We start from the raw sequence: 16,459 nt of genomic DNA on the forward strand, positions 1-16,459 counted from the left end.
CAGATAGCCGCGGGCGGTGCCGCCCATCCGCCCGTCCGAGGTGCCCCGCCACCAGGACGGGCCGGCCGGCACCGGCGGCGCCTGCGCCTCCGGCGGGGCGGTGGCCACGGTCTGCGCCACGGCCTCGGCGGTGGCCGCGTCCACCGGTGCGCCCTGCGCCTCGGCGTCCTGGGTGCGGCGGCGGTGCTGCGACCAGTAGGCCGCGCCGACCAGGGTGCCCAGCAGCATCACGGAGAAGAACTGGGTGCGGGCCTCGATGGAGGCCAGCAGCAGACCGACGCCGACCACGATCAGCAGCAGCGCGGTCAGGCCCGGGCCCTCCACCCGGCCGGAGAGCATCCGGCGGGCCTCGTTCTCGTCCTCGTCCTCGTACGGCAGCGCCAGCCAGGCGATGCCGTAGGCGATGAAGCCGATGCCGCCGATGAGGGAGAGCACCGCCAGCGGCACCCGGAAGATCACCGGGTCGATGTCGAAGTAGCGTCCCAGGCCCGCGCACACCCCGCCGACCACCTTGTGGCGGCTGCGGGTCATCGGGGGCCGGGGCGGGCGGGCGGGATGGGAGCCGGCCCGCGGGCGGGCAGCCGCGGCCCCGGCCCGCTGCCGCTGCTGCTCGTCGCTCATGGCCTCCATCGTGCCCGGCCGCCGGGCCGCCACGCATCCGGGACGGCCCCGGAACCATCCCTGAGTTCCGCTCAGGGAACAGCCCTGATGCCACCGCGGCCCGAACCATGTGACGATCTGGAGCATGACCTCCCCCACGCCCACGTCCGCGGGCGGCGGCGACCTCGACGAGGCGGCGCCGCGCAAGCTGTACCGCAGCGCCGAGGGACGCTGGCTGGGCGGGGTGGCGCAGGGGATGGCCGGGCATCTGGCGGTGCCGGTGTCCTGGGTGCGGATCGTGTTCATCGCCCTGACCATGGCCAGCGGGCTGGGCGTGCTGGTCTACGGCATCTTCTGGTTCGTGGTGCCGCTGGGCACCCAGCCGCAGCAGCAGCGGCCGGTGACGCCCAAGGAGCGCAAGCGCAACCGGCGGGCCGCGCAGAAGGGCCAGGTCTTCGCGCTGGCGGTGCTGCTGCTGGGCCTGATCGCGTTCTGGGAGAACGTGCAGTTCCAGATCGCCGGGGCGTATCTGGTGCCGCTGATCCTGATCGGCATCGGCGCCGCGGTGGTGTGGCGGCAGGCGGACGACTCACGGCGCTCGCACTGGGCCGCGGTCACCCGGCGCAGCCGCTGGCTGCCGCTGGCGCGCAGCGCGGCGGGCGGGCTGCTGGTGCTGGTCGGTGTGGTCGGTTTTGTGGTGGCGCAGGGCGTCAGCGAGGACCTGAGCCGCGTCCTCCAGGCGTCGCTGGCCGTCCTCGTCGGCATCGCCCTGCTGGCCGGGCCCTATCTGGTGCGGGTGGTGCAGGAGCTCTCCGAGGAGCGCACCATGCGCATCCGGGCGCAGGAGCGGGCCGAGGTCGCCGCGCACATCCACGACTCGGTGCTGCACACCCTGACCCTGATCCAGCGCAACGCCGAGAATCCCCGGGAGGTGGCCCGGCTGGCCCGCGCCCAGGAACGGGATCTGCGGGCCTGGCTCTACAAGTCGGCCGAGTCCAACGCCTCGGCCACGTCCGGCACCTCGTCCGCCGGTGCCCCGCCCGCCGGCTCCCCCGCCGACGGCGGCGAGGAGACCGACGCCCGGCCGGCCAGCTTCGCCGAGTCGGTCAAGGCCACCGCGGCCGAGGTGGAGGACTACCACGGCTCCCCGATCGAGGTGGTGTGCGTGGGCGACTGCCCCACCGACGAATCCCTGGCGGCCCTGCTCCAGGCCGCGCGGGAGGCCATGGTCAACGCCGCCAAGTACGGCGGGGACGCGGCACCCGTGCGGGTCTTCGCCGAAGTGGAGGGGCGTACCGTATTCCTGTCGGTGCGCGACCGGGGCCCGGGCTTCGACCTGGACGCGGTGCCCTCGGACCGGATGGGCGTCCGCGAGTCCATCATCGGCCGGATGCAGCGCCACGGCGGCACGGCCCGGGTGAAGTCCGCGCCCGGCGAGGGAACGGAAATCGAACTGACCATGGAGCGAGCGTCATGACCGAGCAGCCGGGCGGCCGGGCCAGGGTCGTCCTCGTCGACGACCACCGCATGTTCCGCGCCGGCGTGCAGGCCGAGATCGGGGAGACCGCCGCCACCGGTGTCGAGGTGGTCGGCGAGGCCGGTGACGTGGACCAGGCCGTCACCGTGATCAAGGCCACCCGCCCCGACGTGGTGCTCCTCGATGTCCACCTCCCCGGCGGCGGCGGTGTCGAAGTCCTCCGCCGCTGCGCCCCGCTGATGGCCGACACCGACGCCCCGGTCCGCTTCCTGGCCCTGTCGGTCTCCGACGCCGCCGAGGACGTCATCGGCGTGATCCGCGGCGGCGCCCGCGGTTATGTCACCAAGACCATCACCGGCACCGACCTGGTCGACGCGGTGTTCCGGGTCGCCGACGGCGACGCCGTCTTCTCCCCCCGCCTCGCCGGATTCGTGCTGGACGCCTTCGCCTCCAGCGAGACCGCCCCGGTCGACGAGGACCTGGACCGCCTCACCCAGCGCGAACGCGAAGTGCTGCGGCTGATCGCCCGCGGCTACGCCTACAAGGAAGTCGGCAAGGAGCTCTTCATCTCCGTCAAGACCGTCGAGTCCCATGTCTCCGCGGTGCTGCGCAAGCTCCAGCTCTCCAACCGCCACGAACTCACCCGCTGGGCCACCGCCCGCCGCCTGATCTGACCTTTCTGGTCCGCCTGCCGGAGGGGAACCACCCGGCGGGAGCGTCAGGCGGTGCGCCGGGTGGCGGGGGCGGGGGGCAGGGCGGCGTCGATGAGGGTTTCGGCCGCCGCCCGGGCCTGGTCGGCCGCGGTCGCGGTGCCGGAGATGGCCGCCGTCGTCTGTGCGCCCTCGGCGAGGATCGCCAGCTGCGGTGCGAGTGCCGGCGGTCCGCCCGCCTCGGCGACCAGCTGGGCCACGGTCCGCTGGAAGTCCGCCTTGTGGGCGCGGACGATCTCGGCGATGCGTGGTGCGGTGCCGCTGAGCTCGCCGAAGGAGTTGATGAAGACGCAGCCGCGGAATCCGTCCTCGTCGAACCAGCGGGCCAGGAAGTCGTAGATCGCCAGTAGCCGCTGCCGTGCGTCGCCGGTCGTGGCGAGCGCTTCGGACAGGCCCGCCTCCCAGGCGTCGTGCCGCCGGCGCAGCACCTCCTCCACGATCGCCTCCTTGGCGGCGAAGAGGCGGTAGATCCGCTTGAGGGAGATGCCGGAGGCGGCCCGCAGGTCGTCCATGCCGACCGCCTGGATGCCGCGCGTGTAGAACAGCCGGTCCGCGGCTTCCAGCACCCGGGCGTGGGCGGTCGCGTCGTCGGGGGCGCGTCCCTGGGCACGGCGGCCCTCCTGGGTCGTGCGCGGGTCGTTCACTGGTGCCCTCCTCTCCCTTCTCCGTTTGTTCCCGACCGGGCAAGCTATCGGACTTGCGCGGAGAACGCTCGTTCTCTAGAGTAGCGGACATCGCGGAGAACGATCGTTCTCCCACAGTCCGAGAGGCGAGACGATGCCGTACATCACCGTCGGTACCGAGAACAGCACCAGCATCGACCTCTACTACGAGGACCACGGCACCGGCCGGCCGGTCGTCCTCATCCACGGCTACCCGCTGGACGGTCACAGCTGGGAGAAGCAGAGCGCGGCTCTGCTGGATGCCGGCTACCGGGTCATCACCTACGACCGGCGCGGCTTCGGCCGCTCCGGCCAGCCCGCCACCGGCTACGACTACGACACCTTCGCCGCCGACCTGAACACCCTGCTGGAGATCCTGGACCTCACCGAGGTGACGCTGGTGGGCTTCTCCATGGGCAGCGGCGAGGTGGCCCGCTACCTCGGCACCTACGGCTCCGGCCGGGTCGCCAAGGCGGCGTTCCTGGCCTCCCTGCAGCCGTTCCTGCTCAAGACCGAGGACAACGGAACGGGCATCCCCCAGGAGGTCTTCGACTCCATCCGGACCGCGGTGCGGCAGGACCGGTACGCCTACTTCACCGACTTCTACCGGGACTTCTACAACACCGACGAGACCCTCGGGTCCCGGCTGTCGGAGGAGGCGCTGCGCAACAGCTGGAACGTCGCCGCCGGCTCCTCCTGGTACGCCTCCCAGGCGGCCGTGCCCACCTGGATCACCGATTTCCGCGGGGACATCCCCCGGATCGACGTGCCCGCTCTCATCCTGCACGGCACCGGCGACCGCATCCTTCCCGTCGACGCCACCGCCCGCCCCTTCCACCGGCTGCTCCCGGACGCCGAGTACGTCGAGATCGAGGGTGCCCCGCACGGCCTGCTCTGGACGCACGCCGAGGAGGTCAGCGAGGCGCTGCTCGCCTTCCTCGCAAGGTAACCGCCGGGCACCCGCGGGCCGCCGCCGGCCGTCAGGAACCGGGCTCTGTCCGCAGCCCCGCACGGGCACGTTGCAGGTGGGCGCGTTCCGCGGTGTTGGTGGTACGGGCCAGGGCGGCGTCGTAGGCGGCCAGGGCCTCGGCGGTGCGTCCCAGCCGGCGCAGCAGGTCGGCGTGGACGGCGTGGAAGAGGTGGTAGCCGTCGAGGCGGGGCGCCAGCTCTCCGACCAGCGGCAGGGCGGCGGCCGGGCCGTGCACCTCGGCCACGGCCACGGCCCGGTTGAGCGCCACCACCGGGGTCGGGGCAAGGGCCAGCAGGTGGTCGTAGAGGCCGAGGATCTGCGGCCAGTCGGTGTCGGCCGCCGTCGCGGCATCGCAGTGCACGGCGTTGACGGCGGCCTGCACCTGGTAGGGGCCGGGCCGGTTGCGGCGCAGGCAGCGGCGCACCAGGGCCTGGCCCTCGGCGATCAGCTCCCGGTCCCACAGCGCGCGGTCCTGCTCGGGCAGCGGGACCAGGCCGCCGTCCGGGCCGGTGCGCGCCGGGCGGCGGGCCTGGGTGAGCAGCATCAGGGCCAGCAGGCCGAGCGCCTCCGGCTCGTCCGGCATCAGCCCGGCCAGCAGCCGGGCCAGCCGGATCGCCTCGGCGCTCAGGTCGTCGCGGGTGAGGGTGTCTCCGGAGCTGGCGGTGTGGCCCTCGGTGAAGATCAGGTAGAGCACCGCCAGCACGGCCCGCAGCCGGTCCGGCAGGTCGGCCTCGCGGGGGACCCGGTAGGGGATGCGGGCGTCGCGGATCTTGCCCTTGGCCCGTACCAGCCGCTGCGCCATGGTCGGCTCGGAGACCAGGAACGCGCGGGCGATCTCGGCGGTGGTCAGCCCGCCCAGCAGCCGCAGGGTGAGGGCCACCTGGGCCTGGGCGGACAGCGCGGGATGGCAGCAGGTGAAGATCAGCCGCAGCCGGTCGTCGTGCACGGGCCCTTCCTCCTCCTCGGCGGCCGCCGCGTCATCGCTCGCGGCCGCCATCAGTCCGGCCGCCTGCGCCTGGCGGTCGTCGCGGGACGCCTCGCGGCGCAGCCGGTCGACGGCGCGGTTGCGGGCGGTGGTGAGAATCCAGCCGGCCGGGCTGGGCGGTGTGCCCTGCGCCGGCCAGCGCTCCACCGCCACGGTGAACGCCTCCTGCACGGCCTCCTCGGCGAGGTCGATGTCGCCGAAGCGGCGGACGAGGACGGCGACCGCACGTCCGTATTCCTCGCGGAACACGCGGCTGATCTCCGTGACGGGGAGCGCGGCGGCGGGCATGGCTCTCCTCGGTGCGCTGCGGGGCTCCGGACTCGTTCCGGTACCCGTTACTGGAAGGGACGGACCTCGATGGGCAGGGTGGTGGCCGCGGCCAGCCTGCGGCCCCACTCCAGGGCCGCGTCCAGATCCGGGGCCTCGATGATGGTGAAGCCGCCGACGTGCTCCTTGCCCTCGATGTAGGGGCCGTCGGTCATCAGCACGTCCGCGCCCTTGGGGTTGAGCACGGTGGCGGTGGACGGCGGGTGCAGGCCGCCGGAGAAGACCCAGACGCCCGCGTCCCGCATCGCCCGGTCCACGGCTTCCACCTCGCCCATCACCTTCTGCAGCTCCTCCGGCGCGGGCAGCGGTCCGTCCGGCTGGTACACGGTGAGCAGGTACTGCGTCATGACGATCACCTCTGTGTTCGTGGTCGGCGGCCGGTCCGTTCCCGGCCGCTCACCCTCTATACGAACGGCTTCCGCCCGGATCGACGGACCGGCCGCCGGACCACCGGATTTTTTTCCGGGCCGGTCAGCCGGGGAACATGCCGCCGGTGGCGGTGAGGAAGTTGGCGGCCAGCCCGTCGGTCACCGGGCGCAGGAAATCGGCGGGGGACATCCCGGTCAGCGGCCTGCCCTGCACATCGCCGCGGGTGACCAGGTTGAACGAGATGTCCAGGCCGCCGGCCCGGTGGGCGACCGCGCGGGCGTGCTCGGCCACCGCCTGCCCGTCCCGTGCATCCAGCACGGCCGTCTCGGCCGCACCGCCCGCGGCGGTGATCTCCTCGGCGACGGACCGGAGGGTGGCGGCGGTGCGCCCGGCGAGGAAGACCCGGGCGCCCCGGGCGGCGAAGGTGCGGGCCACGGCACCGCCGATGGCCCCGCCGCCGCCGTAGATCACCGCGTTCTTCCCGGCGAGCGAGCCGGGTGCGGTGGGTGCGGCGGCGGCTGTTGCGGTGGGTGCGGTGGGCCGGGTGGTCTCGGGCATGGTGCGGCTCCTCTGTTCTCCGGGCCCCGGGTGCCCCCGGGGCCGGGTGCGTCACGGCCGGCGGACGTGCCGGCGGAGATACAGACCGAGCGGGGCGGAAAAACTCATCGGTCGGCGGCGGAAAGCGTCAGCGGCAGCCCGAAGGCCGGGAAGAGGTGCGGCTCGAAGGTGGTGATCTCCGCGATCCGGCCGCCCTCGATGCGCAGCACGTCGATGACCTGCGCCCGGTAGACGGTGGTGCCCGGCCGCTGGAGCCAGCCCGCCACGGCCTGCGTCCCGTTGGCGCGCACCGGCCGGTGCCGCCAGCGCCCGGCGAAGGCGGGCGAGGCCGGGTCGAGGTGCGGACGGAGAAAGGTGAGCAGTGCCTCCCGCCCGGCGAACCACAGGGGGTTGGGCGGCATGGTGAGCAGCACGTCCTCGGACAGCACCTCCAGCATGGCGGCGGTGTCGGCACGCTGCGCGGCGTCCATGTAGCGGTCGAGCACGGCGCGTTCCACCTCCGGGGTGTCGGCGGCCGGGCGGGACCAGTCCAGCCGCCTCCCGGGCAGGCGTGCGCGCAGCGTGGCGCGGGCGCGCTGGACGGCGCTGTTGGCGGCGGCCACGCTCAGCCCCAGCAGGGACGCGGTGTCGGCGGCGCTGCGGCCGAGCACGTCGCGCAGGATCAGCGCGGCGCGCTGGCGGGGCGGCAGGTGCTGGAGGGCGGCCAGGAAGACCAGTTCCAGCGTCTCCCGGGAGACGGCGGCGGTGTCCGGCCCCTGCTGGTCGGCGGGAATCCCGGCGAGCAGGTCGTCGGGGTAGGGCTGGAGCCAGGCCACCATGGACGGGGGCCGGTCCACCGGCACCGACGGCTCCACCGGAGAGGGCCCGTAGTGGTGCGGGGTGCGCGGGTGGCGGCGCAGGAAGTCCAGACAGGTGTGGGTGGCGATGCGGTACAGCCAGGTGCGCAGCGCGGCCCGGCCCTGGAAGGTGCCGCGGGAGCGCCAGGCGCGCAGCAGGGTTTCCTGGAGCAGGTCCTCGGCGTCGTCGTAGGAGCCGGTCATCCGGTAGCAGTGCACATGCAGCTCCCGCCGGTACGGTTCGACCGCCTCGGCGAAGGCCGGTTCACCGGATTCCGTCACGGGAACCTGTGTGATGTTTTCCGCCTCCGCGGCGTCACGGGCCGCCCGGGCCAGGCGCCGCAGCCGGTTCACCGTGGAGGCCAATGCGGAGACCTGGGCGTAGAACGGTTCCGGCGGCCGCGGCGTCAGCCGCTCCACCCGTGGGCCGATGTCCGCGATCAGCTCCGGCACGCTCTCCGGGCCGCCGCCGTCGGCCCCGGCCCGCCGGTCCCGGTACGATCGCTGCCGGCAGGCCGCCGAGCAGTGACGCGCCGGCCGGCCGGCGCGCCCGGCCGGCGCACGGGCGGGCAGCGCCCTGCCGCAGGCACGGCAGTTCTTCTCCTCCGCCATGAGCGGCCTCCGCGTCCCGGGAAAGCGTCACGCCGCCCGGCGTGACGCTTTCCCGATCATGCCACCGCCCGGCTACGGCCTGGTCACCTCGGTGAGGTCGATGTCGATGCCGAAGGGCACGGTCGGCTTGAGCTGCTCGCGGTGGATGCCGGGCGGGCGGCACGGCGGCGGGAGGGCCGGGGCCGTCACTCCCACTCGATGGTGCCCGGGGGCTTGCTGGTGATGTCGAGGGCCACGCGGTTCACCTCGCGCACCTCGTTGGTGATCCGGGTGGAGATCCGGGCCAGCACGTCGTACGGCAGGCGGGACCAGTCCGCGGTCATGGCGTCCTCGGAGGACACCGGGCGCAGCACCACCGGGTGGCCGTAGGTGCGGCCGTCACCCTGCACGCCCACGCTGCGCACGTCGGCCAGCAGCACCACGGGGCACTGCCAGATGTCCCGGTCCAGCCCGGCCGCGGTCAGCTCCTCACGGGCGATGGCGTCGGCCTCGCGCAGCAGCTCCAGGCGGTCCCGGGTGATCTCGCCGACGATCCGGATGCCCAGCCCCGGGCCCGGGAACGGCTGCCGGTGCACGATCTCCTCCGGCAGGCCCAGTTCCTGGCCCACCATCCGGACCTCGTCCTTGAACAGCCGGCGCAGCGGCTCGACCAGCTCGAACCGGAGGTCCTCGGGAAGGCCGCCGACATTGTGGTGCGACTTGATGCTGGCCGTGCCGGTGCCGCCGCCGGACTCGACCACGTCCGGGTAGAGCGTGCCCTGGACCAGGAAGCTGACCTCCTCGCCCCGCTCCCCCGCCTCGGCCACGATCTCCGCCTGGGCCTGCTCGAAGACCCGGATGAACTCCCGGCCGATGATCTTGCGCTTCTCCTCCGGGTCGGTGACCCCGGCGAGCGCGGCCAGGAAGCGCTCCGAGGCGTCCACCACCCGCAGCTGGGCCCCGGTGGCGGCCACGAAATCCTTCTCGACCTGCTCGGTCTCGCCCTTGCGCATCAGCCCGTGGTCGACGTACACGCAGGTCAGCCGGTCCCCGATGGCCTTGTTGACCAGGGCCGCGGCGACCGCCGAGTCCACCCCGCCGGACAGCCCGCAGATGGCCCGCTTGCCGCCGATCTGCTCCCGGATCGCCGCCACCTGCTCGGCCACGATCGAGCCCGTGGTCCAGACGGGCCGCAGCCCGGCCCCCCGGTAGAGGAAGTGCTCCAGCACCTGCTGGCCGTGCGTGGAGTGCAGCACCTCGGGGTGGTACTGCACGCCGTAGAGCCGCCGCTCGTCGTCCTCGAAGGCGGCGACCGGTACCTCCTCGGTGGAGGCGGTGACGGTGAACCCGGCCGGCGCGGCCGAGCAGGCGTCGCCGTGCGACATCCACACCGTCTGCTCCTGCGGGGTGCCCTCGAAGAGGGTGGAGCCGGCGCGGGAAACGGTCAGCCGGGTGCGGCCGTACTCCCGGGCGCCGGTGTTGTCCACGGTGCCGCCCAGCGTGCGGGCCATGAGCTGGAAGCCGTAGCAGATGCCGAGGACGGGCACCCCGGCCTCGAACAGCGCGCGGTCCAGGCCGGGAGCCTCCTCGGTGTAGACCGAGGACGGGCCGCCGGAGAGGATGACCGCGGCCGGCCTGCGGGCGAGCATCTCGGCCACCGGCATGGTGGACGGCACGATCTCGCTGTAGACCCGGGCCTCGCGGACCCGGCGGGCGATGAGCTGCGCGTACTGGGCACCGAAATCGACGACGAGGACCGTGTCAGGGGTGCCGGGAGCGGCGGGCGCGGTCACGCCGGCGCCTTCGCTTGCGCTGGTGGATTCGGTTGCCACGGAGGTTTTGGCCTTCCGGCGGTTGATGCGGGGTGGTACCGCGAGTCTACCGGGACGCGCCGTCTCACCATCCGGCCGCCGCCTCGCGGGGCCCGGACGGCGGTGGCATACTCGGCCCCATGCAGCACCGCACCCGCTTCTTTACCTATGGCACCCGGCTCGGCCGGCTGCCATGCGAAGCGCTGCGCACTGCGTGACACAGACAGCGACTTCAGGCGCCCCGGGCCGTACGGCCCGGGGCGCCTCGCCGTCACGGGCCCGGCCCGGGGACACCTCTCGGACCCGGACAGGAGAAGANCGCCGTCACGGGCCCGGCCCGGGGACACCTCTCGGACCCGGACAGGAGAAGAACGGACCATGGCGGCAGCAGAGACGGCGACGGCGCGGACGGCGGCGACGGCGACGCAGACAGCGGCGCCGGGGGCGGCGCCCGGGGCGGCGGCGGACCGCACGGGGGCGCGGGACGCCGGGGCGGCGGAGGCGATCGGGAATGCCCGCGAACGCATCGACGCCCTGGACGACCGGATCATCGGCCTGATCCAGGAGCGGATGGCGGTCTCGGAGGTGATCCAGCGGGCCCGCATCGCCTCGGGCGGACGCCGGGTCCATCTGGCGCGCGAGATGGAGATCCTGGGCCGCTACCGGGACGCGCTGGGCCGCCCCGGCACCCAGCTCGCCATGACGCTGCTGGAGCTGTGCCGCGGGCGGATTTGAACCTGCGTGCCCGCACGTCACTCGTACGGAGCGTGACCCGGCTTCCCGGGCCTTCGTTGAACCGGTTGCTCCGGAGCGATGAGACGCGCGGCCTCCTCCCGGTGCGGTGAGGCAGCGCGTCGTGGGACCTCGTTCCGGCGCGGTGGCCGGGCAGCAGGGGACAGCAGACCGGTCACGACCGCAGTGGCCGGTTCCCGGGACGCCGGGAACCGGCCACTGTTCGTGTCCGGACGCGGGCGGCCCGTGCCGGATGCGGGAACGGCGGGCGCGGGGCGGCGCGGACGGGCGTCAGTGCGACCCACGCGTACACATTCGTCATGACATGACCCTTGCCCGGAGCCGCGTCGTCCAGCACGATGCAGGGCAGAGCCTGCCGGGTGTCTCCGCCATGGGGCGGACCGGCGGACCACGGACCGCGGTGTCTCCCCCGGGCACCGCGAGGCCGGCACTGGTGCCGCCCTGTCGCCAGTGCCCGCCGCAGACCCCGGCCCGCGTCTCCCCCCAAGATGCGGGCCGGGGTTACCCGTTTCCCGACGTGCCACCCGGCCCGGCCGGGCACCGTCGGGCCGCAGGACGACGGCCGGCCGGAGCACGGGCCGGCCGGTGACCCGGGCGCCGCTGTGCGGGGCGGGGGCGGTCAGTCACTCCGGGGCCGGGCCTCCGGCACCGGGGGCACCGGGGGCACCGGGGGCACCGGCAGCAGCGGGAGACGCAGCGCGGCGAACGCCTCCTTGGGCACCGCGGGCCGGCGTGGCTCCACCGCCCCGGTCCTCCGGTACGTCTCGCCCTGCGCGGGCCGCGGGTCGGCGTCGCCCTTGTTGGGCCACAGGGCCATGGCGCGTTCCGCCTGCGCGGTGATGGTCAGGGAGGGGTTGACCCCCAGGTTGGCGGAGATGGAGGAGCCGTCCACCACCGAGATGCCGGGGTGGCCGTAGAGCCGGTGGTAGGGGTCGATGACGCCGCTCTCCGGGCCGGCGCCGATGGGGCAGCCCCCCAGGAAGTGGGCGGTCAGCGGCATCCCGGTCAGTTCGCCGACGTTCGTCCCGGCGAAGCCGTTGATCTCCTCGGCCACCCGCCGGGCCGCCTCGGCGCCCTCGGGAATCCAGTCGGGGTTGGGTGCGCCGTGGCCCTGCCGGGCGGTGAGCAGCCCTTTCCCGATGCCCTTCGGTCTGCGGTAGGTGACCAGCGAGTTGTCGTGGGTCTGCATGACCAGGCCGATGATGGTCCGCTCCGACCACTTGCGGGGGTTGCGGGAGGCCAGGGTGACCAGCGGGTGGCGCAGCGAGGTGGCCAGGTAGGCGAGCAGCCTGGGCATCCGTCCGCCCTGCCGGAACTGCTTGATGGACAGCAGGCTCATGGCGTTGGAGCCGCGCCCGTAGCGCACCGGCTCGATGTGGGTGGAGCTGTTGGGATGCACCGAGGAGGTGATGGCGACGCCCTTGTGGAACTCCGGCACCGCGTCCTTGCCCCAGCGACGGCGGTAGCGGTAGGCGAGGGTGCTGGAGCCCACCAGCGCCTCGGAGTTGGTGCGGGTGAGGTGGCCCAGGCGGTCCGAGAGGCGGGGCAGCCGGCCCTCGTCGCGCATCCGGTGCAGCAGGGTCTGGGTGCCGTACGTTCCGGCGGCCACCACCACGTACCTGCTGCGCAGCACCCGTCGGCGGCGCCGCCGCTTGCGCGGCGGGGCGTCGGTGGGCACCACGGTCACCGCATAGCCCGGCCCGTTCTCCCCGTTCTCCCGGTCCTCCCGGTCCTCCCGGCCTCCGGTGCCGCCGGGGAGCTCCTCGACGGCGATGACGGTGGTGAGCGGATGGATGGTGGCGCCCGACCGTTCGGCGAGGTGGAGGTAGTTCTCGTTCAGGGTGTTCTTGGCGCCGTGGCGGCAGCCGGTCATGCACTCGCCGCATTCGGTGCAGGCGCGGCGGGCCGGTCCGGCACCGCCGAAGTACGGGTCCGGGACCTCTTCGCCGGGCCGGGCGGAGCTCTCCCCGTCGGCGTCCTCGCCGTCCCCGAAGAAGACCCCCACCGGTGCCATGTGGAAGGTGTCGCCGATGCCCATCTTGTCGGCGGCGGCCTTCAGATGAACGTCGGAGGGGGTCATGGTGGGGTTGATCCGCACCCCGAGCATCCGCTTGGCCTGCTCGTAGTAGGGGTTCAGCTCCTGCTGCCAGTCGGTGATGCCGGCCCACTGCCGGTCCTGGAAGAAGGCGGGCGGCGGCACGTACAGGGTGTTGGCGTAGTTGAGGGAGCCGCCGCCGACCCCGGCTCCGGCCAGCACCATGACGTTGTTGAGCAGGTGGATGCGCTGGATGCCGTACAGGCCGAGACGGGGCGCCCAGAGGTAGTTGCGCAGGTCCCAGGAGTTCCGGGGCAGTTCGTCGCGGGCGAAGCGGCGGCCGGCCTCCAGCACGCCGACCCGGTAGCCCTTCTCGGTGAGCCGGAGCGCGGCGACCGAGCCGCCGAAGCCGGAGCCGATCACCAGCACGTCGTAGTCGTACTCGTCGCGGTCGTACTCGTCGCGGTCGGGGGCCGGGGACGCGTCATTGCGTGGGGACATGCGGTTTCTCCCGGGAAGGGCGAGGCGGGGGCGCGGGCGGCGGGGCGCGGGTCAGCGGAAGCGGAGGGCCTTCAGCACGCGGAGCGAGCCGGACATGAAGCGGGCGTACTGACGGTCGTCCATGCCGAAGGACGGGGCGAGCGGCATCACTCGCTGGTGGGCGATGGTCTGGGGCTCGGTGTACTTGTGGATGCCCTCCGCGCCGTGCCGGCGGCCGAGGCCGGAGTCGCCCATGCCGCCCATCGGGGCCTGCACGCTGCCGTAGGCCGCCGCATACCCCTCGTTGATGTTGACGGTGCCGGTGTGCAGCCGGGCGGCGATCCGCCGCGCCCGCCGCGCGTCGCGCGACCAGACGGAGGAGTTGAGCCCGTACGGCGTGGCGTTGGCCCGTTCGACCGCCTCGTCCTCGTCCGTGAACCGGTAGACGGAGACGACCGGTCCGAAGGTCTCCTGCTCGCACACGGCCATCGCCGGGGTGACCCCGTCCAGGACGGTGGGCTCGTGGAAGTAGGGGCCCAGGTCGGGGCGCGGGTTGCCGCCGGCCAGAACGGTGGCCCCGTTCGCCACCGCGTCCTTGACGTGCCGGACGACCGTGTCCAGCTGGGCCTGGGAGGACAGGGAGCCCATGCCGGCGCCCCAGTCCAGGCCGCCGCCCAGGCGCAGGGCCCTGGTGCGGGCGGTGAACCGCTCCAGGAAGGCGTCGGCCACGGACTCGTGGACGTAGAGCCGTTCGATGGAGATGCACAGCTGCCCGGCGGAGGAGAAGCAGGAGCGGACCGCGCCGGCCGCCGCCTTGTCCAGGTCGGCGTCCTGGAGGACCAGCATGGCGTTCTTGCCGCCGAGTTCCAGGCTGGCGCCGACCAGGCGGGCGGCGGCGCCCTGGGCGACCAGCCTGCCGGTGGCGGTGGAGCCGGTGAACGAGACGTAGTCGGCGTGCTCCACCACGGCCCGGCCGACCACCGGGCCGTCACCGAGCACCACCTGCCAGACGTCCTCGGGCAGCCCGGCCTCGATCAGCAGGCGGCGGGCCCACAGCGCGGTCAGGGCGGTCTCGGTGTCGGGCTTCATGACCAGGGCGTTGCCCGCCACCAGGGCGGGCAGCGCGTCGCCGACGGACAGCTCCAGGGGGTAGTTCCAGGGCGCGATCTGGCCCACCACGCCACGCGGATGACGCAGCTGGCGGACCCGGGTGAGGAGCGGGACGCTGCCGGTGTGCCGCCTGGGCCGCAGATAGGCGGGGGCCTTGCGGCCGTAGTGGCGGGCGGCCACGGCGACCGCCTGCACCTCCTCGTGGGCGTGCAGGCGGGCCTTGCCGGTCTCCAGCTGGATCAGGTCCAGGATCTCGTCCTGGCGGCGGAGCAGCAGGTCGTGGAAGCGGAGCAGGACGGCGGCACGCCGGCGGACCGGGCGGGCGGCCCAGGGCCGCTGGGCGGTGCGGGCGCGCGCGAAGGCCCCGGCCACCTCCTCCACGGTGCTCTCGGGCAGTTCGGCGAGCCGCTCGCCGGTGAGCGGGCTGTGACAGGCGGTGCGACCGCTGCCCGGTACGCCTCGGGTGAGGCGGGCCACCAGCTCACCGGTGACCACCCGGGCCGCATGCTTGCGTGCGTCATCCAGCGCAGTCGTCATGAGCGGAGGGTAGGGGGAGCGGACACCCGCTGCCTACCCATCGGTAACCACTTTTGCGGGAAAGTTGCCAGCGATCACTGGCAGGTCCGGGAAGTGACGGCCGTCACACACCGGACCGCACCTCACCGCCCGTGCGCCGCGCATCCGGTGAGCAGGCCCGGCCCCGGACCGGCCGTCCCCGCCGTCCGTCCCGCCGGGTCCGTCCCCGACCTCTCCGGCCCGGGACGCCATGTGCGCGATGCCGTCGTGTGTCACGTGCTCGCGGCACCGGGCCGCAGGCGCACGGCGGGGCCGGCGGAGGCGCTCAGTCGAGGATGGTGTAGCTGCCGGCGATGACGTCGTAGATCTCGTCGATCTGGTCGCGCTGCTCCTCCCGGCCGCGCAGCAGCACCACGTGGTACTCGCCCTCGATCAGGGCGGCGTAGTTGCGGGCGACCCACTCCACGCCGTTCGACTTCCAGCTGAACAGGCCCCTCGCCCAGGCGACATTGCCCTGGGTGCCCTGGGCCAGCCCGCCGGAGGACTGCCAGATGGCGCTGCGGAACTCGGCGAGCTCCGGCTCCTGCTCCATCTGGTAGTCCGACGGGTCGTCACCGAACTCGCCCATGTCGTCCCGGCCGGGGACCACGGTCAGCACCAGATCGCCGCTGACGAACTGGATCTGTCCCTCCAGGGTGCCCTGGCGCCGCTCCCAGCCCTGGGGAATGTTGATCGCGAAGCCGGCCTCGTCCTCGTGGCGGGTGAAGCCCTCGGGCGGCGGCCCGGGTTCCTGGACCGGGCCGGAGGGCGTCGGGTCCCGCTGGTCGGTGGGGCCGGGGGTGGCAGGGTCGTCCTGCCCCCCGGTGCCGCCGCCGGATTCCTGGCCGGACCGTTCGCCGCCGGTGCCCTCGGTGCCCCCGGTGTCCCCGGTCTGCTCCTGGCCGGGGCCGGCGGCACCGCCCCGGTCGGTGTCGGCGCTCTCCATCAGGAACAGGGCGTACGCCATGGCGCCCGCCACGCCGAGCAGGACCAGGGAGAGCAGCACCCAGCCCAGGCGGCGGGGGCCGGCCCCGCTGCGCCGCCTGCGGCGGGAGACCAGCTCGCCGCGGCGGCGGATCACCGGCAGCCGGTGCGGATCGGCCGGCTCGCCCGGGTTGAGCATCGGCGGGGTGGCGGTGCGCAGACCCACCGTGGGCGCCGGGGCGGACCGGATGATCGAGCGCAGCCAGCCAGCCAGCTCTTCGGTGGACGGCCGCTCGGTCGGATCCTGCCGCAGCAGCGACTCGATGACGGGGCGCAGCGCCCCGCTGTCCTCGGCAAAGGCGGGCTGTTCCGCGCAGACCGCCTGGGTGAGTTCGCCGGCGCTCTCCTCGGGGTAGGGCGGATGGCCCTGGACGGCGCGGAAGAGCAGCGCGCCGAGCGCCCACAGGTCGGCGGCGGGGCCGACCGGCGGGGCGAGCCGCCAGTGGTCGTACACCGGGCCGGCCTGCTCGGGCGCCCAGCGCTCGGTGACGGCACCGACGGTGGTGATGCGGGCCTGCCGGGCGCGCTCGGCGGCCCGGGCGCCGTCCGGTCCGCGGTAGCGGCGGCTGGGGTCGGGGATGTTTCCGGTGCCGGCGGGCCGCTGCTGCGCCTCCCACGGCGCCTGACCGCCCGGCCCCCGGGCGGC

At 73.9% G+C, this 16,459-nt stretch carries 13 protein-coding genes and 1 pseudogene; 4 read left to right on the top strand and 10 right to left on the bottom strand.

What is annotated here, in order from left to right:
- Positions 1 to 621, bottom strand: a 621-nt coding sequence (locus tag GQS09_RS20390) for a PspC domain-containing protein (RefSeq protein WP_243761609.1), incomplete at its 3' end; no start/stop codon positions are given.
- Between the two features lie 124 nt (positions 622 to 745).
- On the opposite strand from GQS09_RS20390, the gene GQS09_RS20395 reads away from it, so the two are divergent.
- Together GQS09_RS20395 and GQS09_RS20400 are read left to right on the top strand one after the other, a co-directional pair.
- Positions 746 to 2,077 carry an ATP-binding protein gene (locus tag GQS09_RS20395; RefSeq protein ID WP_165988408.1) on the top strand — a complete coding sequence of 444 codons (1,332 nt, stop codon included), beginning with the start codon at positions 746 to 748 and terminating at the stop codon, positions 2,075 to 2,077.
- Positions 2,074 to 2,751: a response regulator transcription factor gene (locus GQS09_RS20400; protein ID WP_165988410.1), complete on the top strand. Its 678-nt coding sequence runs from the start codon at positions 2,074 to 2,076 to the stop codon at positions 2,749 to 2,751. Before GQS09_RS20395 ends, GQS09_RS20400 begins: the two co-directional genes overlap by 4 nt.
- Before the next feature lie 44 nt (positions 2,752 to 2,795).
- Here GQS09_RS20400 and GQS09_RS20405 read toward each other — a convergent pair whose 3' ends face one another.
- Positions 2,796 to 3,431 carry a TetR/AcrR family transcriptional regulator gene (locus GQS09_RS20405; protein ID WP_313896244.1) on the bottom strand — a complete coding sequence of 212 codons (636 nt, stop codon included), beginning with the start codon at positions 3,429 to 3,431 and terminating at the stop codon, positions 2,796 to 2,798.
- A 133-nt stretch (positions 3,432 to 3,564) separates the two neighbouring features.
- On the opposite strand from GQS09_RS20405, the gene GQS09_RS20410 reads away from it, so the two are divergent.
- Complete coding sequence (locus GQS09_RS20410; RefSeq protein ID WP_165988412.1) at positions 3,565 to 4,398, top strand: alpha/beta fold hydrolase; 834 nt, start codon at positions 3,565 to 3,567, stop codon at positions 4,396 to 4,398.
- Positions 4,399 to 4,429: 31 nt separating this feature from the next.
- Here the strand turns inward: GQS09_RS20410 and GQS09_RS20415 are convergent, their stop codons facing one another.
- The 5 genes from GQS09_RS20415 to guaA all read right to left on the bottom strand — a co-directional run bounded on the left by GQS09_RS20415 (position 4,430) and on the right by guaA (position 9,878).
- The gene (locus GQS09_RS20415) at positions 4,430 to 5,692 is read right to left on the bottom strand and encodes an RNA polymerase sigma factor (RefSeq protein WP_165988414.1); all 1,263 of its coding nucleotides are present in this window, start codon (positions 5,690 to 5,692) and stop codon (positions 4,430 to 4,432) included.
- A 47-nt stretch (positions 5,693 to 5,739) separates the two neighbouring features.
- Positions 5,740 to 6,078, bottom strand: coding sequence for a YciI family protein (locus tag GQS09_RS20420; protein WP_165988416.1), 339 nt, complete (start codon positions 6,076 to 6,078; stop codon positions 5,740 to 5,742).
- A gap of 124 nt (positions 6,079 to 6,202) precedes the next feature.
- A complete protein-coding gene (locus GQS09_RS20425; RefSeq protein ID WP_165988418.1) occupies positions 6,203 to 6,658 on the bottom strand; it encodes an SDR family NAD(P)-dependent oxidoreductase in 456 nt (151 codons plus the stop codon).
- Between the two features lie 104 nt (positions 6,659 to 6,762).
- Positions 6,763 to 8,106: an RNA polymerase subunit sigma-70 gene (locus GQS09_RS20430; protein WP_165988420.1), complete on the bottom strand. Its 1,344-nt coding sequence runs from the start codon at positions 8,104 to 8,106 to the stop codon at positions 6,763 to 6,765.
- 185 nt (positions 8,107 to 8,291) lie between these two features.
- The gene (gene guaA / locus GQS09_RS20440) at positions 8,292 to 9,878 is read right to left on the bottom strand and encodes a glutamine-hydrolyzing GMP synthase (protein ID WP_165988422.1); all 1,587 of its coding nucleotides are present in this window, start codon (positions 9,876 to 9,878) and stop codon (positions 8,292 to 8,294) included.
- A gap of 396 nt (positions 9,879 to 10,274) precedes the next feature.
- Between guaA and GQS09_RS20445 the strand changes: the two genes are divergently transcribed.
- Positions 10,275 to 10,631, top strand: a complete 357-nt coding sequence (locus tag GQS09_RS20445; protein ID WP_165988424.1) for a chorismate mutase — start codon at positions 10,275 to 10,277, stop codon at positions 10,629 to 10,631.
- Positions 10,632 to 11,268: 637 nt separating this feature from the next.
- Here GQS09_RS20445 and GQS09_RS20450 read toward each other — a convergent pair.
- The 3 genes and pseudogenes from GQS09_RS20450 to GQS09_RS20460 all read right to left on the bottom strand — a co-directional run.
- A complete protein-coding gene (locus GQS09_RS20450) occupies positions 11,269 to 13,185 on the bottom strand; it encodes a GMC family oxidoreductase (protein ID WP_165988426.1) in 1,917 nt (638 codons plus the stop codon).
- 51 nt (positions 13,186 to 13,236) lie between these two features.
- On the bottom strand, positions 13,237 to 14,811 hold the full coding sequence (locus tag GQS09_RS20455) for a succinic semialdehyde dehydrogenase (protein WP_165988428.1): 1,575 nt from the start codon (positions 14,809 to 14,811) through the stop codon (positions 13,237 to 13,239).
- 304 nt (positions 14,812 to 15,115) lie between these two features.
- Positions 15,116 to 16,459 (bottom strand): annotated as a pseudogene (locus GQS09_RS20460) (hypothetical protein); the annotation flags it as partial.

This window comes from Streptomyces sp. YIM 98790 (assembly GCF_011421595.1).
Taxonomy (GTDB): domain Bacteria; phylum Actinomycetota; class Actinomycetes; order Streptomycetales; family Streptomycetaceae; genus Streptomyces.

Coding starts and splice junctions, on each gene's coding strand:
- GQS09_RS20395 (WP_165988408.1), top strand. CDS start 746: ATGACCTCCCCCACGCCCACGTCCGCGGGCGGCGGCGACCTCGACGAG.
- GQS09_RS20400 (WP_165988410.1), top strand. CDS start 2,074: ATGACCGAGCAGCCGGGCGGCCGGGCCAGGGTCGTCCTCGTCGACGAC.
- GQS09_RS20410 (WP_165988412.1), top strand. CDS start 3,565: ATGCCGTACATCACCGTCGGTACCGAGAACAGCACCAGCATCGACCTC.
- GQS09_RS20415 (WP_165988414.1), bottom strand. CDS start 5,692: ATGCCCGCCGCCGCGCTCCCCGTCACGGAGATCAGCCGCGTGTTCCGC.
- GQS09_RS20420 (WP_165988416.1), bottom strand. CDS start 6,078: ATGACGCAGTACCTGCTCACCGTGTACCAGCCGGACGGACCGCTGCCC.
- GQS09_RS20425 (WP_165988418.1), bottom strand. CDS start 6,658: ATGCCCGAGACCACCCGGCCCACCGCACCCACCGCAACAGCCGCCGCC.
- GQS09_RS20430 (WP_165988420.1), bottom strand. CDS start 8,106: ATGGCGGAGGAGAAGAACTGCCGTGCCTGCGGCAGGGCGCTGCCCGCC.
- GQS09_RS20445 (WP_165988424.1), top strand. CDS start 10,275: ATGGCGGCAGCAGAGACGGCGACGGCGCGGACGGCGGCGACGGCGACG.
- GQS09_RS20450 (WP_165988426.1), bottom strand. CDS start 13,185: ATGTCCCCACGCAATGACGCGTCCCCGGCCCCCGACCGCGACGAGTAC.
- GQS09_RS20455 (WP_165988428.1), bottom strand. CDS start 14,811: ATGACGACTGCGCTGGATGACGCACGCAAGCATGCGGCCCGGGTGGTC.